The organism is Paenibacillus sp. FSL H8-0048, assembly GCF_038002825.1.
In the GTDB taxonomy this organism is placed as follows: domain Bacteria; phylum Bacillota; class Bacilli; order Paenibacillales; family Paenibacillaceae; genus Paenibacillus_AQ.
Genome location: NZ_JBBODF010000001.1, coordinates 4,686,957 through 4,709,906, shown reverse-complemented (window position 1 = coordinate 4,709,906; position 22,950 = coordinate 4,686,957). Strand labels below are relative to the sequence as shown.

General features: G+C 42.3%; 23 protein-coding genes. 6 read left to right on the top strand and 17 right to left on the bottom strand.

Features of this window, described 5'->3' with window-relative positions; genetic code table 11:
• Window positions 1-29 precede the first annotated feature (29 nt).
• The 4 genes from NSU18_RS20105 to NSU18_RS20090 form a co-directional block, all read right to left on the bottom strand.
• Window positions 30-527 carry a DinB family protein gene (locus tag NSU18_RS20105; RefSeq protein WP_341149871.1) on the bottom strand — a complete coding sequence of 166 codons (498 nt, stop codon included), beginning with the start codon at window positions 525-527 and terminating at the stop codon, window positions 30-32.
• A gap of 114 nt (window positions 528-641) precedes the next feature.
• Window positions 642-1,082 (bottom strand): hypothetical protein, encoded by a 441-nt coding sequence (locus NSU18_RS20100; RefSeq protein WP_341015643.1) that lies wholly within the window; start codon window positions 1,080-1,082, stop codon window positions 642-644.
• A gap of 194 nt (window positions 1,083-1,276) precedes the next feature.
• Window positions 1,277-1,951: a phosphotransferase gene (locus NSU18_RS20095; protein WP_341149870.1), complete on the bottom strand. Its 675-nt coding sequence runs from the start codon at window positions 1,949-1,951 to the stop codon at window positions 1,277-1,279.
• A gap of 133 nt (window positions 1,952-2,084) precedes the next feature.
• On the bottom strand, window positions 2,085-3,029 hold the full coding sequence (locus NSU18_RS20090; protein ID WP_341149869.1) for an MBL fold metallo-hydrolase: 945 nt from the start codon (window positions 3,027-3,029) through the stop codon (window positions 2,085-2,087).
• 188 nt (window positions 3,030-3,217) lie between these two features.
• On the opposite strand from NSU18_RS20090, the gene NSU18_RS20085 reads away from it, so the two are divergent.
• Window positions 3,218-3,613 (top strand): MerR family transcriptional regulator, encoded by a 396-nt coding sequence (locus NSU18_RS20085; RefSeq protein ID WP_341015638.1) that lies wholly within the window; start codon window positions 3,218-3,220, stop codon window positions 3,611-3,613.
• 49 nt (window positions 3,614-3,662) lie between these two features.
• Here the strand turns inward: NSU18_RS20085 and NSU18_RS20080 are convergent, their stop codons facing one another.
• The 9 genes from NSU18_RS20080 to NSU18_RS20040 all read right to left on the bottom strand — a co-directional run bounded on the left by NSU18_RS20080 (window position 3,663) and on the right by NSU18_RS20040 (window position 14,071).
• Window positions 3,663-6,254 carry an FtsX-like permease family protein gene (locus tag NSU18_RS20080; protein WP_341149868.1) on the bottom strand — a complete coding sequence of 864 codons (2,592 nt, stop codon included), beginning with the start codon at window positions 6,252-6,254 and terminating at the stop codon, window positions 3,663-3,665.
• Window positions 6,251-6,934, bottom strand: a complete 684-nt coding sequence (locus NSU18_RS20075) for an ABC transporter ATP-binding protein (protein WP_341149867.1) — start codon at window positions 6,932-6,934, stop codon at window positions 6,251-6,253. The genes NSU18_RS20080 and NSU18_RS20075 overlap by 4 nt, the downstream gene beginning before the upstream one ends.
• A gap of 24 nt (window positions 6,935-6,958) precedes the next feature.
• Window positions 6,959-7,897 carry a VanZ family protein gene (locus tag NSU18_RS20070; RefSeq protein WP_341149866.1) on the bottom strand — a complete coding sequence of 313 codons (939 nt, stop codon included), beginning with the start codon at window positions 7,895-7,897 and terminating at the stop codon, window positions 6,959-6,961.
• A gap of 101 nt (window positions 7,898-7,998) precedes the next feature.
• Entirely contained in the window at window positions 7,999-9,000 is a 1,002-nt protein-coding gene (locus NSU18_RS20065) for a sensor histidine kinase (RefSeq protein ID WP_341149865.1), read from the bottom strand.
• Window positions 9,001-9,684, bottom strand: a complete 684-nt coding sequence (locus tag NSU18_RS20060) for a response regulator transcription factor (protein ID WP_341149864.1) — start codon at window positions 9,682-9,684, stop codon at window positions 9,001-9,003.
• A gap of 14 nt (window positions 9,685-9,698) precedes the next feature.
• Window positions 9,699-11,942 carry a U32 family peptidase gene (locus tag NSU18_RS20055; protein WP_341149863.1) on the bottom strand — a complete coding sequence of 748 codons (2,244 nt, stop codon included), beginning with the start codon at window positions 11,940-11,942 and terminating at the stop codon, window positions 9,699-9,701.
• 166 nt (window positions 11,943-12,108) lie between these two features.
• Window positions 12,109-12,741 (bottom strand): DsbA family oxidoreductase, encoded by a 633-nt coding sequence (locus NSU18_RS20050; protein ID WP_341015631.1) that lies wholly within the window; start codon window positions 12,739-12,741, stop codon window positions 12,109-12,111.
• Window positions 12,742-12,764: 23 nt separating this feature from the next.
• Entirely contained in the window at window positions 12,765-13,409 is a 645-nt protein-coding gene (locus tag NSU18_RS20045) for an NAD(P)-dependent oxidoreductase (protein ID WP_341149862.1), read from the bottom strand.
• 2 nt (window positions 13,410-13,411) lie between these two features.
• Window positions 13,412-14,071 carry an SDR family NAD(P)-dependent oxidoreductase gene (locus NSU18_RS20040; RefSeq protein WP_341015627.1) on the bottom strand — a complete coding sequence of 220 codons (660 nt, stop codon included), beginning with the start codon at window positions 14,069-14,071 and terminating at the stop codon, window positions 13,412-13,414.
• A 196-nt stretch (window positions 14,072-14,267) separates the two neighbouring features.
• Here NSU18_RS20040 and NSU18_RS20035 point away from each other — a divergent pair, with 196 nt between their 5' ends.
• Entirely contained in the window at window positions 14,268-14,861 is a 594-nt protein-coding gene (locus NSU18_RS20035; RefSeq protein ID WP_341149861.1) for a TetR/AcrR family transcriptional regulator, read from the top strand.
• Window positions 14,862-14,927: 66 nt separating this feature from the next.
• On the opposite strand, the gene NSU18_RS20030 is transcribed toward NSU18_RS20035, so the two are convergent.
• The gene (locus tag NSU18_RS20030; RefSeq protein ID WP_341015622.1) at window positions 14,928-15,392 is read right to left on the bottom strand and encodes a VOC family protein; all 465 of its coding nucleotides are present in this window, start codon (window positions 15,390-15,392) and stop codon (window positions 14,928-14,930) included.
• A gap of 121 nt (window positions 15,393-15,513) precedes the next feature.
• Between NSU18_RS20030 and NSU18_RS20025 the strand changes: the two genes are divergently transcribed.
• The 3 genes from NSU18_RS20025 (at window position 15,514) to NSU18_RS20015 (ending at window position 17,559) form a co-directional block, all read left to right on the top strand.
• Complete coding sequence (locus tag NSU18_RS20025; RefSeq protein ID WP_341149860.1) at window positions 15,514-16,356, top strand: sialate O-acetylesterase; 843 nt, start codon at window positions 15,514-15,516, stop codon at window positions 16,354-16,356.
• A 111-nt stretch (window positions 16,357-16,467) separates the two neighbouring features.
• A complete protein-coding gene (locus NSU18_RS20020; protein WP_341149859.1) occupies window positions 16,468-17,196 on the top strand; it encodes an SDR family oxidoreductase in 729 nt (242 codons plus the stop codon).
• Between the two features lie 15 nt (window positions 17,197-17,211).
• On the top strand, window positions 17,212-17,559 hold the full coding sequence (locus NSU18_RS20015) for a MerR family DNA-binding transcriptional regulator (protein WP_341149858.1): 348 nt from the start codon (window positions 17,212-17,214) through the stop codon (window positions 17,557-17,559).
• 223 nt (window positions 17,560-17,782) lie between these two features.
• On the opposite strand, the gene NSU18_RS20010 is transcribed toward NSU18_RS20015, so the two are convergent.
• Together NSU18_RS20010 and NSU18_RS20005 are read right to left on the bottom strand one after the other, a co-directional pair.
• Complete coding sequence (locus tag NSU18_RS20010; RefSeq protein WP_341149857.1) at window positions 17,783-18,361, bottom strand: GNAT family N-acetyltransferase; 579 nt, start codon at window positions 18,359-18,361, stop codon at window positions 17,783-17,785.
• A 1,283-nt stretch (window positions 18,362-19,644) separates the two neighbouring features.
• A complete protein-coding gene (locus tag NSU18_RS20005) occupies window positions 19,645-20,607 on the bottom strand; it encodes a hypothetical protein (RefSeq protein WP_341149856.1) in 963 nt (320 codons plus the stop codon).
• Window positions 20,608-20,820: 213 nt separating this feature from the next.
• On the opposite strand from NSU18_RS20005, the gene NSU18_RS20000 reads away from it, so the two are divergent.
• Window positions 20,821-21,756, top strand: coding sequence for a hypothetical protein (locus NSU18_RS20000; protein ID WP_341149855.1), 936 nt, complete (start codon window positions 20,821-20,823; stop codon window positions 21,754-21,756).
• 373 nt (window positions 21,757-22,129) lie between these two features.
• On the opposite strand, the gene NSU18_RS19995 is transcribed toward NSU18_RS20000, so the two are convergent.
• Window positions 22,130-22,705, bottom strand: a complete 576-nt coding sequence (locus NSU18_RS19995) for a hypothetical protein (protein ID WP_341149854.1) — start codon at window positions 22,703-22,705, stop codon at window positions 22,130-22,132.
• Between the last annotated feature and the right edge of the window lie 245 nt (window positions 22,706-22,950).

The following is a 22,950-nucleotide window of genomic DNA, read 5'->3' as shown; positions in this document are numbered from 1 at the left end:
CTAGACCGTTTGTTTCATTGTAAAGGAACTTAGATTAAAGGTGTTATCCCTTTCTCGACCCAAGTATCGTAAGTCGGACCGTAAACATCAGGCACTCGAAGTCCGGCTTGACGCATGAGCACGGTCATCTGTCCGCGATGATGCGCTTGGTGCATGATCGTATAACGAAGGGAACCTCCGTTCAGCCAAGCTTCCTCTTGAATCATGACCGACTCGCGCAAGGATTCGTCATTCCACTGCGTTTGAACCGCATTCAGCAGATTCTTGCTGATCCGCCGATACTCCGAAGCTATAAATGCAGCAGAATCCGGAGCTTCTTCGCCGCCAGAGGGAGCTTCGAACGCGAGCCCCAAAGCTGTCATGAAGTGCAGCGACCGAACCAGATGCCAGGCGATTTGTCCAAGCATCCGCCGGCCTTCGATAACCTCCTGTCCAAGAGAATCATCCGTAAGTGCATCCATTACGGCAGCAGTTAATTCCGCCTCGTTAGTCCATTCCGCAGCAAAGTCTTCAATCTTTGTAAACATCTTTTGTTCCTCCAATTCATTATTGGCTAACACACGACAAGCATACAAAAAAAACACTGACAGTTACGGTCAGTGTTTTGGACTCAACCTAAAAAATTTATTTGTTTGCTAAAGTTACGGAAAATCCAGCTCCTCATCGATGACACGGAATATCTCCCCACTCCGCACCGGATACCGGGCATCCAGCTCTTCCCACTGCCGTTTCGGTAAAATCAAAAATTCGTGTGTATCCGAAAAATATGAGGCCTCAAACAGCCGGATTTCATATTTGTCCCGAATCAGCTCCTGAAAGCCGCGAATCGTGATGTAGCGGTCTTGTCCGGTAAAGGTAAGCGCAATCGAATGCACTTGTCCATTGTAGGTAATATCCAGTCCTTTGTCCGTAGACGTCACCTCAACCGTTTCATCTGGGAGCCGTTTACCGAACAACCGGATGATCTCCTCGTCCTCCTCCCTCCAATCTACAATGACGCTGTACGCAATAGAAAATTGCTCAAGCTGTTGCTCATCTCCTTCAAATAGCAATGTCAGCTCACTGTCGCTTGGCATGCTCATCCCGGTATCCTCCTTGTGTTGACTCAAATAATATACTATATAAATAGAGAATAACCTTGTTGATCAGGCCCAAACCAAATGCTCTACAACTTGGTAGAATTTTATTTTTGCATAATCGATTTCTGATACTCCATAGGATGAAAAAAATAACTTGACCCATTGCTCGCCGAAGTTTCTGATAATGCTCTTCTCAGCTACTGCCAAATCATAATAACGGTCCGCAATCCCGCAATCCCGCAATTCCCCAGATCAATAAATCCACTTATAGAATTATTAGCAATGATGATGTTCGGCAAGCTGTAATCACCGTGTGTGAATACTAAATCTTCTTTGAGTTCCCGAGAATAATTGTTGACTTCAAGCAGCAACTTTTCAACATTATCCTCACCAAATTTTCTGTGCAGCTCCGTCGAATCAAATTTAATCCCTCTACTCAACTTGTACTGAATAGTGCTCATCAGCTGTTCAAATGAATGATCAAATGGACAATCTTCAATTGAAACTTCATGAATTCTCCGAAGACCTTGTGCCAATAAAGAGATTATCTCTTCTGTATTTGAAGAATACTGCTTATCGGAAGCTTGAACGCCGGGCAATTCAAGTGTTAATAAATACTCATAATTCCCGATCATACCGAAATCAATAACCTCCGGAACAGGTAACTTATTGTATAACCACAATAACCTTTGGGCTTGTCTTTCTAAAGATTCAGCATGGCCTGCTTCCTGGATTTTCAAATATTTATTTACTCCACTTTTACCCTGAATATAATAAGTCTTCGCTGTATTCACCCAAATCAATGAAGCCTCGTCATCTCCAACCAACTCAAGGAATTCAAAGGGTACTGTATCTTTTTCTCCAAAACTCATAATTTTCACCTCTATGACTCAATCAATATCTAATGTCCGGGAATGTAAAAGAGCATCTCTATCATAACCTGACATCGTGATTGTCTGGTACCCTTTTTCGTTCAAAACAGGAACTGTAGAGTTTCCGGTCGTCTCATCGGTTGTTTTGAACAAGCATACTGTTAAAGAGCCAGCGAAAGTTCCATTTGAAATACTGGGGCAGATGCCAATCCTCATACCCATTTAATGCACCTTGCTCCAGCCAGTAAGTCTCTGATTGTCCGCTTTTTACAGCGCCTGCAACATAAGCGATCATTTTCTCTAAAAAGCGTATGACATCTGTGATTCGATCTGAATTAGAGATATCTCCGTGCCCCGGAACAAAAGTATCGATCTTGAGATCTTGTTGCATCCGTTTAAGGATACGTATCCAGGCGTACGGATTACCGTAAGGGATGACCGGAATGGTCTTAGCCGACACCAAATCACCTGCAATCAAAGTTCGCTCCTCTGGAACATACACCACGGCATCACTTAATGAATGACCGCCTCCGTAAGACAACACTTCGATGGTTCGCTTTGTTCCCCGAATCACGAGTTTGTCGTCAAAGGTTATCGCGGGGACCACCCTGCGAAGGGAAGGGATCGTATCATACAGCGCATGCTGCACGGAAAGATCATAGTCGATTTCAGTGAGCATATGAGGATCTCTTTCCTGTGAACGCATGTTATTTAGGCTAGTTATTAACTTGCGAATGTTTTGTTGCATGGCATCAATATTCACTTCACCCATATCAGCAAGCAAATCTCTTGTCCACACAGTAGATATCAATTCGCTGTTCATAAATTCCTGATTGCCGTTGACATGATCTCCATGGAAATGTGTATTCACTACGTATTTGACCGGTTTGTTCGTTAATTGTTCAGCAGTATGACGTAACAAAGCAGCAGAATTCGGCAGATTAGTGGTATCCACTACCACGGTTAAATCCCCAAGATCAATAATGGCTGCATTCCCCAGAGAGCCGCTGCCGGGAACCGAAATAGCCCCCCAGACCCCCTCCGATGCTTGCTGAATCGTGAAATACTCGTTGTTCATTGTGACACCCCTTTAGTGTTTGTTCCTGTATTCGAATGAGTAACGTTAACTTACAAGTTAGAGTCAACTGGAAGTCAAGAGTTTATTCAGTACAAGGCTGGGGCGAATGTACACATTGGCTTTGAGCTAGCTAAAAGCTGTATAATATCTTTCAATATCAGCTTTCATAAAGGAGGAACAGAAATCCGATGCTCACCATCAGTCAAGTGTCAGAACAAACAGGACTAACTCCTTATACAATCCGTTATTATGAAAAAATCGGGGTGCTACATGAACCCATGCGCAGTAATGGAGGGGCTCGTGTCTACCAAGAAAGCGAGGTTTCCTACATTCAATGTCTAAATAAACTTAAAAAATTGGGTTTATCGCTTGAGGAGATTACAGAATTTACTCGTGAGGGCTGTGTCATGGATAAAATTCAACAAGGGGAGAAACCTTCTACTTATAGTCCAACTTTAAAAAAGCGGATTGAAATCCTTGAGCAGCATCTGATGGTGCTGGAATCCAAGCGGCAAGAAATTGATTACATGATTTCTCTCGCCGCAGAGAAACTTACCCTATACCAAGGACTTACGAAGGAATAAACACAGCTACAAACATATGAGCTTCATCCTGGTTTAAAAAGAGGGTGAGTCATATATTCTCTTGCTTTAATGCATCAATAATATTCTCCTTTTTTATTTTAGCTCCGGAATAAACTACCGCAGAGCTGACAATGACAAATACACACACAATGACATACAGAATGCTTATCCAGGGCAGGGTGAACCCATAGCTGAATTTGTTCGCAAATGCTTTATAGATCAGAACCATCACGGCGAAACTGACAGGAAGCCCATACAAGAGCGACTTGACCCCATAAAAAACACTCTCATAGTTCAGCATTTTTGCAAACCCCTTTGGCGTCGCGCCTACGGATTTCAGCATGGCAAATTCCCGTTTGCGAAGAGCCAGCCCTGTTGAGATCGTATTAAAGATGTTCGCAACGGAAATCGCAGAGATTAATACGATATAACCGTAAGAAAAGACGTTCATCAGCAGAATCCGTTGTTCTTCTTTTACTCTGGATTGATATACATTGTAGACATTCAGATTGGTCTCATTCATCGCTTCAATTTCCTGCTGCGTTTTCACCGGGTCCGTGCTTTTCAAATGGAGGTACATCGGAGCGTTAGCCAGCTCCTCGCCGTCTGCCAGCCGCTTCATGACGCGTTCCGACACGATCATATTTAACCCGCCTACGCCTACCGGGCTCATCCCCATCGGTGCCTTATCCGTCAATGCAGCAATTATCACTTGATTTGTCTTCGTTTCTTCCCCGCTCGCTTTAAAAAAACTAGTTAGCTCGATAGGTTGTCCGATATTCGCATATATGGACTTCGTCTGAATATATTTCCCCGTATCTATATCCTTGTAATGAATCCTATCCATCACGATTGCGGCAGGATGATCCAGATCCGTAAGCTGTTCGTAATCTGCGCCTACCGCTCTGGCATAGGCTTGCAGGCTCGAATCATTCAGTGCATAGAGCTTAATGTCGTAAGGGTATTTCCCGTCTTGCAGCATACTCTTATCCTGCTTAACCTTCTCCTGCAACTCGTCGGCGATGCTTGCTGCATCGACCCAAGCGTTCCTGACTAACTCATGACTCACGTTGTATTCCGTGATGCCATCCAGAGATACAAGCGATTGTATCAAGCGGTCATCTAGTTTTTCGCCATTACTGGACGACACTTCAATATCGTAATCGATGCCTTCCAGCGACAATGCCAGAGATTGTGTCAGGCCAGTCGTAAAAAACGATATCGTCAAAAACAAAACGATGCTGATGACAAGCGAAAAAAGAATAACATGATATCTTCGTTTGTTCCTTTTTAAGTTTTTCAGCCCGATTTCCGCTTCGATTCCGAAGAGCTTACGAATGATCTCGGGCGTCTTCACGGCTTTGGCCGTAAGCATTACGTCCGTGGTTTGGCGAATCGCATCCATGGGAGATACCCTGGATGCTTTAACCGCCGGGAGATACACCGAAACGAAAATCGTCAGCATCGAAACAAGACAAGTCATCAAGAGCAATAACGGCGTGACGATCAGCCTCAGCTTTTCACTGGTCCATAATGCCCCTTCAATCATTGTGTTCAGGAACGAAAAGGTGATTCCGATTCCGGCAAGACCGCATAAGATGCCAATGGGAACGCTGATCAAACCAATGACGATCCCTTCAAAAAATACTGAATTTCGCTTCTGCCTTTTCGTCGCCCCCACGCTCGCCAGCATCCCTAAATAGCGGGAACGTTCCGAGACGGATATCGCAAAGGCGTTATAGATGAGTCCAACCGAACCAATGATAATGATCCCAATAATGATTGCCGATAATGAGAACATCATGCCGGAGGAGGCTCCGCTGCTGGACAAGCCATAATAATGAAGCAAATCATTATTATATTGGACAGTGTTAATTTGGTTTTTCTCAGCCAGCTTCTCCGCATGTGCGAACAAGAACGGACTGACCTGCTGCAAGACCACCGACGCATCAACCCGGTCGTCCCCCCCGATGATTTGATCATCGACATAGCTAATGATCGTATACGCCGGGGCCCAAGCCGTTTCCGACACCGGACGTTTAATGAAACCTACCACCGTATAATCCCTAATTACGCTATGCTGTAATGTCTCGGTCAATGTGCCGTCTTTCCTGCGAAGCGGTGCCGTCTGATCCAGGGGATGATCGCCCCCTTGTTCGAATCGGTCGCCGACGCGAAGCGTTAGACGGTCGCCGATTTCGTACTTCACTTTGCCATTTGTTGCAACAGACTCGGAGATTACAACCTCCTTATCCGTGTGCGGAAGACGTCCTTTGCTTATTTCAATCTGAAATTGTGTGAACCCTTGCACATCATATTCCTTAACGAACAAGTACGGCTTATTGGGATTTTGTCCTCCTTCTAACGGGGCATACCCAAGGTCTCTTGTGATGGCAACCGTTTTGGTTGCATCATCGCCTTTTATCGCCGCAAGCTGTTTCTTGGTTATATCCTGATACTGAACATGCCACTCCCCTGTATCTGAGACCGTTTGTCTGATCATTAAATCCGCAAAGGAAAAAATAAGCGTAATGACAGCGGTCATCATGGATACCGAAATAATTACGCCAAAAATAGTCATAAGTGTTCTTCTCTTGTTCTGCTTCAGATGCCGGATGGTTAATGTATTGACAATATTCATCGCCTGATCACCTCGTTTTTGGCAATCCTCCCATCTTCAATCGAAATGATTCTGTCGGCTTGCAGGGCGATCCGTTCATCATGCGTGATTACGATCAGTGTCTGATGATAGGTCTTATTCAGCATTTTCAATAAAACGATGATCTCGCTGCTATTCCTGCTGTCCAGATTTCCGGTGGGTTCGTCGGCCAGCATGATCGCAGGATTGCCGATGATCGCCCTGCCAATCGAGACACGCTGCTGCTGTCCACCGGATAGCTGATTCGGCAGATGGTTTAACCGATGCTGCAAACTCAGCGTATTCACAAGATCAGCCAATTGCTTTTGATCTACCTTTTGTTGATCCAGCAAGAGCGGCAACGTAATATTCTCTTCCACCGTCAGGACGGGAATCAGATTGAAGAACTGGTAGATCAGCCCGATTTGTCTGCGTCTGAAGATGGCCAGCTGCGTTTCGTCCAAGGTATACATATCCGTATCCTGAACATACACTTTCCCGCCAGTCGGCCGATCTACACCGCCCAGCATATGAAGGAGTGTCGATTTCCCCGATCCGGAAGGTCCGATAATTGCGACGAATTCACCTTTTTGGACCGAAAAGGAAACATTATCCAGCGCCTTCACCGCCGATTCACCCGTGCCGTATATTTTGGACAAATTTTCAATGGTTAAAATCTCCATTTCCATCCCTCCTTCCCCAGATGCTCAATTCCAGGAATAGACCATCTCTCTATATCCAACATCCCACAGGGTTTCATTCCCCTCAATGGTTATCTTAAGCTCATTAGCCCCGGTGAGATAAAAGATCCTATTATCCGGCTCATGGAGCTGATCTTTTGCAGATACAGACAGGAGCTCATTCCCGTCAACGGTAACCTTAAGGCTGCCCTGAAAATCCTTATGATCAGGAATTCCATAATTCAAGTTAAGATACAGATCGCCCTTATTGCTTAGCGAATAGGTATAGGTTTCCATATTTTTACCTTCGATGCCATACACATTATACTCGGGTGTCACGTCTTGACCGCCAATCTTAAGGCTGCCCTTTTGGGTTCCCGTTATTCGATTTCCGGTACTATCTTCCCATTCGTTTATCGCTACAAAAGGAGCCAACTCTTTGGTGAACACTTGACCAACTACTCCGAAGACCCCCCACACGCCGAGCATTAATACAGCACTGGCAATTCCCGTAACAGTGATATTTCTCCAGTAGTTTTTTGTACGGAAGCCAATCTTGTAGCCCCCGAATCCAATAGCAGCGCCCACTGCGTTCGTTATGACGTCGTTCGTGTCAAAGCTGCCGAGGAATGTTAGGGCCTGGATGGTCTCCAGCACAAGAATGGACAGAATAAACCCTGTCATGAAGCGAACAAAGCTGGTGCGGTATAACAACGGAAACAGTATGCCAAAAGGTATGAAGGCTGCAATGTTCCCAATACCTACCAAGTCCATCACGGTCGGATGTAGAAGATCGGACAGACCCGGCACTCTAAAAAAATCGTCCGGCAAAAAAATAAAGGTGTACTGACTGGATTGATCTACAGTATCCGCTCTGCCGAAAGCAAAAAACATAAAAAAAAGAATAATCAGGGTGTAGCCTATCGTGATCATAAAAGTAATCTTGCGCTGCTGCTTCATTTGCATGGTTGTACCTCCATCGTTCATCTGATAAATATCATTTTATCTGTCTAAAATGACTTTACAGTGACGATGGAGGTGACAGTTCAGTCACTTACGGAGTGCTGTTAAATCACATGCTTATAAAATTTGATCCGAAACTCTGTACCCTTCCCGCTGTCGCTCGTTACATCAATCACGCCGTTCTGGCTTGCAATGATGCTGTGAGCCATCGCAAGCCCTATACCGATGCTTCCTTCATTAGCATTCTTTCCTTTATAAAAACGTTTGAATATATAAGGCAAATCCTCTTTCGGAATGCCCTCTCCGTTGTCAGCAATAACGATTTCCGTAAATAGCACATTGCCGGAAAAGGTGATGGTAATCGCACCGCCCTCAGGGGTATGCTCCACTCCATTCTTCAAAATATTGATAACCGCTTCAGCAGTCCAATGGAAATCGCCGTCAAAAGAGACGTTGTCATCCCCTGTGATGGAAACGGTCTGTCCCTTAATATCCATCGGAATCATAACCGGCTCCAGTGCCTTTTGGATTAGGGTTTTTATGTGTATTCGATCTTTTTTGAACGGGATCGTTCCCGCATCCATTTTCGCCAGCTTTAATAAGGATGAAACAAGCCAATCGATCCGTTCAAGCTGAATGCGGATATGATGGGTGAACTCCGTTCTTTTGAGTGGAGGCAGATCAGGGGCGCTTAACAGATCTGCCATGACTGTCATAGAGGTGATCGGTGTTTTGAGTTGATGTGAAATATCGGAGATGGCATCGGTCAGTTGAAGCTTATCCTGCTGCAATAGCGAACGATGCTCGGAGAGCATGCGTGTCACCTTGTAAATATCATTCTTTAAGATGCTAAGCTCACCTTCTTGATTATCGCGGGGGTCAAGGGAGGCCTGCCCGCTGCTAATCTCCCGCAAATAGACGGACAGCTTCTCTAGCTCGTAATACCTCCGTTTTGTGAATAATACAGCTGTGCCGGTAAGCAGCACGGATACAATAATAACCAGGGCAGCGGCGGCAGACGAAATGAAAGCAGCAATGACGATCGCCAATAAGCTGATCGAACCCATGACGAGTAATAATAGTAGATTTTCCCGATTACGCAGCATCTAATCACCAACCTTATAGCCTAAACCGCGTACCGTTTTGATCAGAGCCGGCTGCTCCGGGTGATCCTCCAGCTTTTCCCTTAGCCTTTTGATATAGACCGTTAACGTGTTGTCATTCACGAAGTCGCCGGCCACGTCCCAGATTTGCTCCAAGAGCTGATTCCTGGTGAGGACCTGTCCAACGTGGTTGCCAAAGATCAGCAATAAGCGGTATTCCAAGGCGGTTAGCGAAATTTCGGCACCGTTTTTATATACTTTGCCTTCCAGCGTATGGATGCGCACATTGTCAATGTCGATGACCGCTCCGGGTTGGGACAGCTTCTGGTATCTCCGCAAGACGGATTTGATCCTGGAGAGAAGCTCGCGGACCCGAAATGGCTTGGTAATGTAATCATCGGCTCCCATATCGAGTCCCATCACGACATTGACCTCGTCATCAATCACCGTTAAGAAAATGACCGGAATATCCCGCCGTTCCTTCACCATCTTGCATAATTCGTAGCCTGTTCCGTCTGGAAGCTGTAAATCGAACAGGCACAAAGTGAACTGATCGATGTCTTCGGCGAGCACCTTTCGGGCTGAAGCGGCATTATGGCAGAGAACAGCCCGATAACCCTCTTGCTGCAGGGAATATTCCAGTCCCGACGCGATCGTCTTATCATCTTCAACTAATAATATTTTCATCTGGAGGTCATCCTTTACACAATCTCTTTATTGAAATGTCCTCTCGTATCCGTTTCCGGATTAAAGACAGCATGATGCATGGAGCCATTTAATTTGCCTGAGGCGATACGAATGACCTCTACAACCTGCTCTTTAGATTCAACGGTGAAGTTTAACCGGAGCGCCTCGATTCCTTTGAGGTCTGGCAGCTCATCCAGCAGATTAAGCGTCTTCCCATTAAGGATAGTCGCTGTACAATCCTCATGGGATAGGATAGGGAACGTTCCTTGCTCATCTTTTAACTCATAGCTCTTCGTTCTGCATACTTTGCATTGATTCATTTTTCTCATCGGACAATATTTGGTGAACATCAACGGAGCTCTGCCATACACAATCATTTCCAGCGCAGGAGAACCGTCATTTTCTTCAACATAAGCATTCATTAAATCTTCAATCTGGCTCTTATTCATTTCATAAGATAAAGTGACCCGCTTGGCACCTAATTTATATAGTTCATAGCAGCTAGTAGCATTAATAACATTTAGAGAATAGTCCGTAACGAACGGATTGGTTCCTCTGTAGTGATGAATTCCGCCATATCCTCCGATCAGCAGCTGCCCTTCTTGTTCCTGATAATCATTCTGGTTTCTTCTAACCACATTGTCAAAATAAATTTCCGTAATTCCACAGCTCACGCAAGCATCATACTGTTCCTTAGTCGTTACAAAAGCCGTGAGGTATGGTTGTACAGGGGCAAAGCTTATTTTTTCTTTGGCTTCTACAGCCTTGGTTCTTTTCTGCTGGCTGTTAAGCTTTAAATCATATAAGCCCAGGACAATCTCTCTTCTTGCTGCATTTAACAGTTTAGCTGGAATAAACGCATTGCCTTCCTCATAATCGACCTGATTGAGTTCGAATATCGTATCGTTTAATCTGGAGAATTGCTTGATAACCTGGTCTTTGGTGGTTGGATTAGTAATGGCTTCGCCTAGTATTTCCTCACTTTCATAGGAATAATTAAAGCCTAAGCCCTCCGCCTCTATGAACAGCTTTGAATCTGGATATGCATATACTCTAAGATCCAGGTCAAACCGCTTAAATTCTTTTTCCAGTGAGGCTTCTAATTCTTTATTGTAGAAATAATCCTTCGTTTTATAGACCACATCTCCCGCAGACATCTTTTCTTTGACTTTGATATAGCAGACACCATCTGCTGTGTTGATTAAGTCGCCGTCTTTGTTGTATAGCTTGGCAACCGTCAAATTAACATCTTCATTGTTATGGCTTATCCGAATGGTATCGTTTTGATTTAAAGTACGTGTAAGTGTGATTTCATACCTGTCCTTCTCAATCCTGCTAATGGTTCCAATCTCATAACCAAAGTGATTAGGTCTTGTAATGTTTGTAATATTTCTCCGGTCTTCGTGAAACAAATAGCCCTTGGTAAAGGTCCGATTGAATGTTTTTTTCAGATTTTCTTTGTCTGCTTCGGTGATTTTATGATCTAAGGCCATACGATATTTGGATACCACATTAGCCACATACGTAGGCACTTTCATCCGGCCTTCTATTTTCAGAGAATCGATTTCTTTTAGATCATGAATGTAATCGATGGTGTTCAAGTCCTTAGTGGATAAAATATAGCTATTGCCTAAAGATGTACCTGTTGTCTGATCCATCAGATCGTATTCCTTACGGCAGGAACCCACACATCTTCCGCGATTTGCGCACCGAAAGCCGCTTAATCCTGACATTAGACAGTTTCCCGAATACGATACACATAAAGCACCGTGAACGAAAATCTCTAAAGGGATGTCCGCTACTCTTTTGATCTCTTTGACTGTTTCAATCTTAACCTCACGGGATAGAACCACTCTTTTCGCACCAAGCTCTTTGAATAATAAAGTTCCGTCTAGATCGTCTATTCCCATCTGAGTGGAACAATGTGCTTCCATATCATGAAAGTTTTTAACGATATAATCGAAAGCCGTCAGGTCCTGGACGATAATGCCATCCACACCGATTTCATTTAATCCGCGGATCTGCTCTTTCATCTCTTCCACTTCGTTTTCGAACACGATGGTATTCATGGCAACATAGATTTTAACATCCCTCAGGTGTGCATACGTAACAGCCTCTTTTAACGTTTCCAAGTCAAAATTAGATGAGTATGCGCGTGCACCAAATTTTTGCATGCCTAAGTATACTGCATCACAACCATTGGAGATTGCAGCTTTCAAAGCTTCCATATTGCCTGCCGGCGCTAATAATTCAGTCATAAATGATCCTTACCTCCTGCTTCTTTAACACTATAGCCCTAATCCCTGTAGTACAGACACAACAACTACTCAAACTTAGCACCATTGATCATAAAATAAGAACTACACCTTAAGCTACGGCAAAAAGCACAAGCGAGTGGCTTGTGCATGATTCTTGCGGGCTTATTTATTGAGCTGCCTGGTTAAGGGCGCTTAAGAATGTCTCAACGGGTTGTGCGCCAGAAACTGCATATTTTCTGTCAATGACAAAGAAAGGGGCTCCTGTTATTCCTAACTGTTTGGCTGTAGCTTCATCTGAACGCACTTCGTTGGCATATTTGGATGAATCCTGGAGAACGGACATTGATTCTTCCCTGTTCATTCCAACGGATTCTGCAATATCTGCTAATGTAGCATAATCGCTAATCAGCTTGCCTTCCGTGTAATAGGAATAGAACAGCTTCTCGGATAATTCCTTGTCTTTACCAACCGATTTGGCATATTGGGTAAGACGATGAGCATCAAACGTATTGGTGGGCTTCATTTCGTCTAATTTATACACCAGATCCATCTTCGCCGCTTGTTGTCCAAGCTTAGCATTTGTTTCTTTTGCTTGCTCTATACTCATACCATGCTTCTCCGAAAGGACTTGATGTATATTTTTTCCTGAGTACAAGGATGCTTGCGGATTAAGCTCAAAGCTTCTATATTCAATCACCACTTCATTCTGATGAGCGAATTGCTCCAGTGCAGATTCTAACCGCCGTTTACCAATATAACAGAATGGACAAGCATAATCCGACCATATCTCGATTTTCATTTCGAAGCCTCCTTTTTTTGAGCTTATTTGTTATAGACGATAGGCATTTTTCTAATCAATTGGTTGTCGCGGGTGGCAGCGTACATGATTTTAGCAACATTTTCTCTGGAAACCGATAATTTTGCCGGTTTATCACCAAATGAATAGTCATAAGATTGTCCTTTGTATTTAATATTGGGGTTAATAATTCGGACAACTGTCCAATCCAGGTTCGATGGTTTAATGATTCCTTCCATTTTCTTCATCTCTGCATAACCGTTTGGAAGGAAAACTTTGGCCATTACACCTGGAAGTATCGTCGAAAGGTTTTTCTTATCGTCACCCGATTGCAAAGCCGGCGTCGCAAGTGTAATTAACCTTGTTTTGTTATGTTTCTTCGTAGCCCTAATCATCAGTTCGTGTCCCTCCGCAATCGGCGTCCCTTTAAGCTTTCGTGACATATCGGATGCCGGGCCTAGTGTGCTGATTACGACATCTGATTTAGCAACAGCCTCTTCAATGGTTGAAGCATTCGAAAGCTCCCCTTGTACAAAGCTCAAATTGGGATGTTTGAGGCTAATTTTGTGGGGGTTTCTAACATATGCCGTAACGAAATCTCCGTGATCTAGAGCTAATCGTGTCAGCAGTTGTCCGATTGCACCACTTGCACCAAAAATGGTGATATTCATATTCACACGCGATCCTCAGTTATAAATTCTTCTACTCTGTCTCTCTTGGTATACATGTCGTACCAAATATCAGCGATTTTGTCTTGAACTCCTGAGTTCGGCTGCATCCAGATTCCGATCGAAAGGTGACCCGCATACACACCTTTGTCCGCTAATTCGCTGTTCAAATTAAAGATATAATTACGAAGCCCTGATACTGCAATTCCAACATTGCCCATCATCGGTACCGGGTGGATTGCAGCGCCTCCAGTAGTAAATAATAAGGCACCGCTTTGCTTAGCCAGCATTTCCGGCAGCACTTGCCGAACACTCGATAGCGCACCTAAAACATTAAATTGAAATTGGTATAACGCATTTTCTTCGGTTACCTCTAATGTTGGCGCTACGGTATTGAAGCTCGGCGTTGGACTGTATTCAAGAACATCAATAAATCCGTATTTCTCTTTAATTGCGGCGAAGGCGCCCTCGATTTCTTCTTTATTTAATATATCCGCTTGAAATGGAGCGGCTTCAATTCCCAATTGTTCTAATTCACTAATCAGCTGGTTCAGCTTATCTCCATTTCGGGCAATAAGAGCTACGCGAAAGCCGTTTTGTCCGAATTTCTTCGCAATGGACATTCCTAAACCTGCTCCTGCTCCAACAATAGCTATAGTTTTCATTTCATATCTCCCTTTCAATTTAAATTAATGGTCAATAAGATAAATAATGGTCAATGTGTTGTATATTTATCTTGTGTTTATTATGATTAATATAAGGTCAGCATTCAATATTTAATATTTCTGATTTTGAGAGATAACATGCAATTTCAGCTCAAATGTCGTATATCTAACAAAAAATTTAAGGGAATGAGTCCTAATGAATAAAAAAACTGATTTGCGTATCATTCGCTCCAAACATTCGATCAAAAAAGCGTTTATAGAGCTTCTTACGGAAAAGGGATACGAAGGAATTACGATTCAAGATATTGCCGATAAAGCGATGATTAACCGGAATACCTTTTACCTTCATTATCAGAACAAACCCGATTTGTTAAATGCATCTATGGACGAATTAATCGAAGAACTAAAGAGTACACTCAAGCAATGCTCAAGCAGCAAAACTCCGTTAAGCGGTTCTATGCTTGAACAACTAATGCAAACCATCCTGGAGAAAATCCAGGACAATATCCCTTTTTACAAAGCCTTGTTAGTGGATGAGAATAGAATTTATGGTTTTCAGTCAAAAATGGAGGAAATTATAAAAAATACAGTGGAGGATGGCTTGGATGATGCCCCATTGAAGATTTCAAAGGAATTATTACTCCAATATACTGCATCTACTTTTATGGGCATTGTGGTGTGGTGGGTTAAACATGATTTTCCCTATACTCCAAAGGAGCTCGCATCTCAATTTGGTAAAATTCTGACTCAAGGACATTTCAAAGCCGCAGGTATTCCAATCAATGATTAAGTGAAAAAATTTGATGTCGGTATATAAAAAATGGCCTTCGGTTGGAAGACCATCTCCTAGATTAAGTTATTGTTTGTTCGATAGTACGTTATCAAGAAATTGATCAGCGTCGCTATTAAACTTCCAATTCACACCGAATTTATCAATTAGCGTTCCAAAGCACGAAGACCACGGATAATTGGTTAACGGCATGGTGACTTGCCCACCAAGGGACAAACCATTAAAGTATTGCTCCAGTTTTTGCTTATCCTCGATGACTAGACTGATCAGAATATTATTCCCTTTCACCAGCTCGCCCGTCACCGCCTTCATGGAAGGCAAAATGTCGGACATCATAATTTTCCCGCCTGCGAATTCGATGGAAGACTCCATGATCATATTTAACTCATTTTCTGGCATTGGGTAGTTTGGATCTTGCGGGATATCCCCAAATCTTACTTTTTTGACTTCAGTTGCGCTTAAAGCCTCCGAATAAAATTCAATCACTTGTTCTGTATTTCCATCAAAGTTTAAATATGCAATAGCTGACATAAAACATAACCTCCCTCTTGTTATAAACGTAGTATAGTTCATAAGAGGTGACAGCAGTATGTCACCGTTTCATGCTAAAGTCAACTAGACTATAATCGTTAGGTAAAGGAGTGAAGATTAAATGATAAAATCATTTTTAATGTTGGGTCAATCTAATATGGCAGGCCGTGGATTCTTGTATGAAGTCGACCCTATATATAATGACAAAATAAAAATGCTGCGTAATGGACAGTGGCAGATGATGACAGAGCCGATTAATTATGACCGTCCGGTTTCCGGTGTAAGCCTGGCGGCATCTTTCGCCGATGCCTGGTCAAATGCCCATTCGGATGACGAAATTGGTTTGATTCCTTGTGCAGAAGGTGGCAGCTCTTTGAAGGACTGGCATCCCGAGGGCATCCTTTTTCAGCATGCTTTGTCCGAAGCCCGCTTCGCCTTGCGGTCCAGTCAGATCTGCGGAATTCTGTGGCACCAGGGTGAGAGCGACAGTTATCAATCGCTGCATAAAACGTATTACGACAAATTAACCTATATCATCGAGACCCTAAGAAACGAATTGAATCTTCATGAGGTGCCGCTCATCATTGGCGGACTTGGTGATTTCCTTGGGAAGACGGGTTTTGGACAGCAAGCGACAGAGTATAGACAGGTCAATGAACAATTGCAGCGCTTCGCTGACGAACAGGCAAATTGTTATTTTGTAACGGCAGCAGAGTTGACCGCGAATCCTGATGGCATTCATATAAACGCAGTCTCGCAACGCAAATTCGGCTACCGCTATTTCGAAGCTTTTTCGAACAAGTGTCATGTCCTAGATCCCCTTCCGGGGGAAGGGCAATCGCTGAAAATGGAGCGCAACTATTCGAAAACAGAACAGATCTACCTTCATAGCATGGATTTGGCTTTGGGTAAAATCACTTACGCGGAATTCGAGGCGCAGATGGTGAAGGTTATGCAGCCTTGATCCCGTTAGCTTAACGGGTCTACTGATCAGTTGACTTGAAGTATGCTCCAAGTTATAGAATCAGTTGTGTTAAGAAAGCCAACTCATTCTAATGTGAAAAGAGGGGTCCATATGGAACGTGTAAAGACAGTCTTAATTACAGGGGCAAACAAAGGCATTGGTTACGAAACGGCAAGACAATTGGGAGCCATGGGCTTTACGATCCTGCTTGGTGCGCGAGACGGCGAGAAAGGAAGAGAAGCGGCAGCAAGCTTAAACAAAGCGGGTGTGAGTGCCCGACATCTTCCGCTGGATGTAACCAACCAACAGACGCTTGATGCTGCGTTCAAGAGCATTAAAGAGGAGTTTGGATCGCTGAACGTTCTGATTAATAATGCTGGAATATCCAAGGACGGGGGCGTCTCCCCCAGTCAACTGGAGATGTCTGTATTGAAGGAAACCTTTGAGACCAACTTCTTCGGCATGTTTGCAGTGACGAGAACCTTGCTTCCCTTATTAAGAGAACGGCCAAACGGCAGAATCGTCAACCTTTCGAGTGGCCTGGGTTCACTAACTATAAATAACGACCCCAAATCGGAATGGTCCCGTTTTAATTTACTGGCCTATAATAGCTCCAAAACAGCCGTTAATGCTTTAACCGTTATGCTCGCCAAAGAATTCAAGGATACTTCCCTTAAGATCAATGCTGCTGATCCTGGTTATACGGCCACCGATCTCAATCGTCATACCGGTTATCGATCGGTCCAGCAAGCCTCAGAAATTGTAGTACGCCTTGCGACACTTCCCGAGGATGGGCCGACAGGAGGCTTCTTTGACGACAATGGCGAAGTTCCATGGTAACCAAAGAATAAGGAGATGATCGCGATTAACTCCATCGAACAAGCTGCGCACGTAACAAGTTTAACGAAAGATACGATCCGATACTATGAGAAAATCGGCTTGCTGGGTATCCTATTTTTAACCAGACTGAAGGCCACGGGAATGACGATAGAAGAAATGAAGCGATATCGGGAGCTTTCAAGCCACGGTAACGATGCCATTCCTGAAAAAATGTCTATGCTAGAAATGCATAAGCAAAATATCCAAAACGAAATCTCTAGATTAATGGAGGTTCAGAAGATCATCGAATATAAATTAGATCACTATCATGAAATCATACAGGATCCGGATTTTAACGATACGGGTTGTACGCCTACTCTTTAATAGAGGACAAGGACACGGTGAGAGTGATGAGGCGGGCGGGTGAGGTTTTGGAGGAGTTGTGTTGGAGGGTGGGGATATAAATAGAAGCCATCATGGCAATAAATTTACCTTTTGACGCTATTGTGCTCGTCTCTGTTACACAGCCCCTTTTAAAGGGTTAATCTTTATCCGACAGATTGTTGTCCAAAACCTAAGATAGTGTGACCGACCTCGTCTTGGGTCTTCAACATAAGATCAAATTAAGACTGGGTCTTATCTCTACTATTTCATAAACACTAACATACTGCTCGGTCATAACATGTGTAAAACCGGCCTTTTCAAGCACTCTGCGAGAAGGCAAGTTTTCATGCTCCGCTTTCCCCACAATTTTGGGCTCCACTCCAAGATTATGAAGTTGGACCAAGCCCCATTCCACCGCCGCAGTAGCTGCTTCAGTAGCATATCCGTTGCCTTGATAGGCCTCGCCAATGTGATACCCGATTTCTACGTAATCAAGCTCATCTTCAGGCCCATGAAATTTTGAAAGACTGACAGATCCAATCAATTGGCCGTTTTTCTTCAAAACAATGGCCACGCCGCATCCTGCTGTTTCTGTTAGCAAATTGATTTTTCGAGACCATACCGCAATATTATTCTCAATTTCTTTTGTCCAAAAAGAGGCCTCCAAGCAATGCGGCTCCTGAAAATAAAACCATCGTCTTCGGGAAGGTTTATTGCATAGGGATACGTAAGTTTGCAGATCTCCCATTTCAAAGGAGCGGTAGGTCAACCGCTCGCTCGTAAAAATATCATTTACGGTCATATTGAGAAGCCCTCCATTCGCCTTATTCCGGCAGCCATTTGTTGTACAGAAAGTCATAAGCACCTTCCAATGCCGAGTTGGTGAGTGTCTCACGGTTTCTTGCTTGAAAAGTGACTCGCGCGTAAAGCCCCGCAGGAAGAGTAAAGCTGCGCATGCCTTCAGGAACTTAACGGCTGAGGCGGAGGGAGCTTTTGCTTTCTGTAAGCAGAAGCTCCCCGCCGAGTTCACCGTTGTTGTGTGAACACCTGTACCAGAGCAGTATTTTGAACCGAAGTTAGGACATTAGCCCTCTGACAGATTTGACGATTCTGACACAAGTAATTTTCAGTTCGGTCCCTTCCACGGAAGGGCTCTCAGTGGGATGCTAACCCAACGTGAAAAAATAATTTCCAAATGTATGAATCTTAGCCGTTATTTATGATACGGTTCAGCTTAACGGGGCTATCGGCGAAAAATGCGTAACGATTTGGCCGCTGTGCATATTGCCCAAACTTCCAAGGAGGCATTATCAAACCTATAGAGATGCACGAAAGCCACCGAAAAAATCGGTGGTCCGAACGAACTTGATTTAACTGTAGTTCTTATGTTAGTTTTCTACCAAAGCATTAATATGTTTTATAGGATGATGGGACTTACTTTAATCACTTACAAAGTGATTTTGTTCTTGCTCTTAATAAAGATCAACTTTTGCCTTTAGCAAGCCGTTTTCACAATGAGCTTTTTTCATGATTAACGGAATCTATATTCCATTCATGCAGGAAAGATAGAACGTGAGGACACTGTTTTATTCTGGACGATTGGAGCACGGTTATTAACACTTAGCTATGCTTATAAAAACATTATTGAATAAATACTAATTCACACTCTCTTTACTTTAAGCTTAGATTTTACAGTCAAAGATATAAATCCTTATCATTAAATGATGATTTTGTTGGTATTTTCGCTCTCAGCAATAATCAAGCTTTCCCCTTGTGACAATGTATGCATCGCTGTGATTAATCCACTAACCAGGAACTCTTTATGAGAGAGAATCTTACCGTTAAAATCTTTGCTCCCTCATCCCTAAGTTTTAAAAGCCATTCATAGATATCATTGATTAATCGTTGTGGAATGCCAAAATGCTTTGGTTTCTTAATTACCCTTGTATATTTCAGATAATCAGCCGTATCAATTTCGTACTTTTCGTACAAGTTGTAGAGGATATCTAGGCACTTTTCATGACTATGAATATCATCACCATGTTTTTGAACAGGATTACGTCTTCATTCTGTAACTCCCAGTGCCTAAAGATATCTAAAAGTTTTAAGGGCTCTTATTGTTGAATCTAAATATACTTTTCTCTCCAAATTAATATCTTTGTTTATAATTATCAAACAATCACTAATAATGGTATTTCCAACACCTGTGAATTCTTTAATAATATCTGTTGTTATCCCCTTTTTCATCATTTCAATTATTACAAATCTTATGATTCCCTGTATATCTGTCCTCGATGTCAAACTTCCCAAAAAGGTTGCTGTAAATCCAGTAGTCTCCGCCAACTGCTCACCATTCGATTTGATGAAAAGTATGTTCGATTCAGTCTTTTTATTTCTTAACGACAGATAGAGCTCAAATTGATCTCGGAGCATGTGTGGCAGATGTATTTCATAATTGTTAATTGTCAATGTACCATATCGTAGGTTCACATGATTTATTTCTAACTTGGGGATAAGCTTGTACTTAATTCCAGTCAAAAGTATTGTTTTAATAATCAAAGCTGGAACATATATCCTATCAAAGTAGTCATCATCTATAGAATCTATTTTTAGTGCATCGTTACACAGACCAATCAACTCTTGTATTTCTAATTCGCTAAAAACTCTTGTGTGATCCTTATCTTTTAAATTTTTTGAAATCCAAGTATTAATCCTTGCTCGGTATGATCTGTCGCTATACGCGGGTGCATGTATTTCTTCATACAATTCTTTATTAGAAAAATGCTTATTTTCATATGCATATTGAAAGTATTCGGTAAATGCAGATATGAAACGTTTTGCGGCGGACATAGAGGTTACCTTACTATGATTTACATAATATTTGAGGCTCTTGATTATTAAATCTGTGTTAGCACCACCCAAAACGTGTCTCCAAGTTGATTCGCTTACTTTCTCTGTCTCAAGAAATTTCCAAAATATATATAAATCCTTTTCGTAGCCTTGGACTTGTGCAGAAGCACTTTGCTTTGCTGAAATGAATTCCGTCACTGATTCATTAAAGTTCATTTTCATTTCCTTTCATTAAGAATTTCGATAACGCGAATAAGCGAGTACGCAATCGATAACTACTTTGGTATGATTAAATAAAAAAGGGGGATTGGTATTATAAATAATTTTAAGGAGCTTTCTACGAAAATACTTGAACGGACTCCTTACAACGATTCAATTGATGAGATTGAAAGATTAGAAAAGCAACTGAAGATGCTGTCGATGCACGGATTGGGTAAGTTAAATGATATTCTATACAATAACACTAAAAACAGTATTAGGAATTATACGGACTTTATAGCAGAACATAACTTCGGAGCGGAACTCATCCGTTATAATAGAAGTATTGCTTCATCTATTGCTTATGAACCGGCCAGTTTTAAACGTCCTCCAGACTTTGTAATTAACAAGAACGATGTCTTCTTCTACATTCAGATGAAAAAATTGTCCGAGAGTGAACGGGAAAACAAACAAAGAAAACTCATTGATAGCATAAAAAGATCTTTCAAGAATATAACCATAGGAAAATTCGTAAGTCTTAGCTTGTCCGAGGATTTTAATTCCAAAGATGCAAATTTATTTTCATCATTCTTGAGAGAATCAGTTGAAACACTTCCAGATAATACTGATCTACAATTCCCTCCTACGGGCAGCCCAAAAATAGTTTATTCACTTTATCCGCCTAATAAAATTGAGTTACAGCATCTTACAGTCGGGACTTCTGGAAACTTAGAATGGATTGAAACCACTGGGGAGGCTGAACAACAAGTCAAAAACAGCCTTTCTAAGGCAATCGGTGCTTTTTTGTGGGACAGTGACGAGAAAAATATCAATATTATTGCAATGGAAGCAGATCGTTACGATGACATTGATATTTCACAAGCAGTCTTCGGAACTGAAAAATTCTTATTTTATAGAAATGGTTCTAGAGCATGGACTCGTCACAATGACGGTTTCTTTAATAATCCGAATCATTCCCAAAAAATTTGCGCCGTTCTTGCACTTAGAAGAATCAGTCATACATTGATAAGCAGATATAAGAAGACATTGTTTATTAACGAAAGGCATTTAGAGATGATTGATCAAGTCAAGTCAGTAATCGATATTGATAAAATTCTCACTATAAAAGATTTGCCTACCAAAAGATGACATCTTCATCGCCCACTCCCTGCTAGGCATGGAAATTTGCCCTTCCACTCTTCTTCTCGGAGCAAATTTCCATGCCTGACGGTCAGCTAACACCAAAACTTTTAGCCGTCACTTATGGTATATGGTATTTTTACCCGGTTGATTTTACAAACCCGATACATCTGCTCCAGCAGAGCACATACATCAGTTGGTGCGAATAAGTCATGTGCCCTAACATAGCTTCTTCTCGGCGGTCGCGGTGCGGTTAGTCAGTGCAGTGTGTCCGCCTTAATCCGCTCTCCTCAAAATTCCTTAGGCGGACTGAAGGCTCTATTGTCCGAAGCGCCGACACGTTATTATCAGAAAGGCAGTTCCTCAATGAATAGCTCAAAAATCAATTTGCCTGTAATAAATTACTTTCATTGTTTAGTAAAGCAAATACATCGATCGAATTATTAAGTAGGTTTCGAATTGTCATATTAACATCTATTTCTGTTTGTGCATAAAATCCTTGATGAACAATTTTATTTCTTAAGGTTGAGATAGCTTCCCACCAAAATAAATAATCAGTAAACCCGTTGTTATTTAGCAGTTCTTTCATTTTAAGTCCAGATAACTTGTTAAATAGGGCAATTCGTTTTTGCCTGCCTTGATAAGAATCCAATAATGCTTCTACAGCAGTATCCGAATTGCAATGTTTGTATGCTAACTTTGTTACTGTTTCCTCAAGCAACATTTCAAGCAATGTTGCAACGAATACAATTGCAACCTTTCTTTCTTTAAAGTCATCCAAATTCTGCTTTTCTACTAAACCAATTAGGATTAATACATCTAATGTTGGCCAATGGTGTCTACTTTCATTTGTAGCCCCACAGCAAGGAGAGGGATTATTAAGTTTTGCTGTATTATGATTTGCGTCTTTGAAAATCTCTCCACAATGTTGACATTTGTTGTATCCTGTTAACTTCATAAACACACCCCCTCTAAGTAATTTAACTGACCTTCTGTTAGCGTCATTCACGAACGTCCAACTTCATGAACATCCTGATACCCTAATTCCTGTTCATAAGCCTATTAGCTATATCGTTATGTTAATTATCTTTCATTTCAACGGCCAGGAACAGGGCAAATGTATGGCGAGACAAAATTTTCCACTTATTTTTTGCCGTCACGAATGGAAATACTATTCTCCTGCTAATCTAATCCCCCAATACA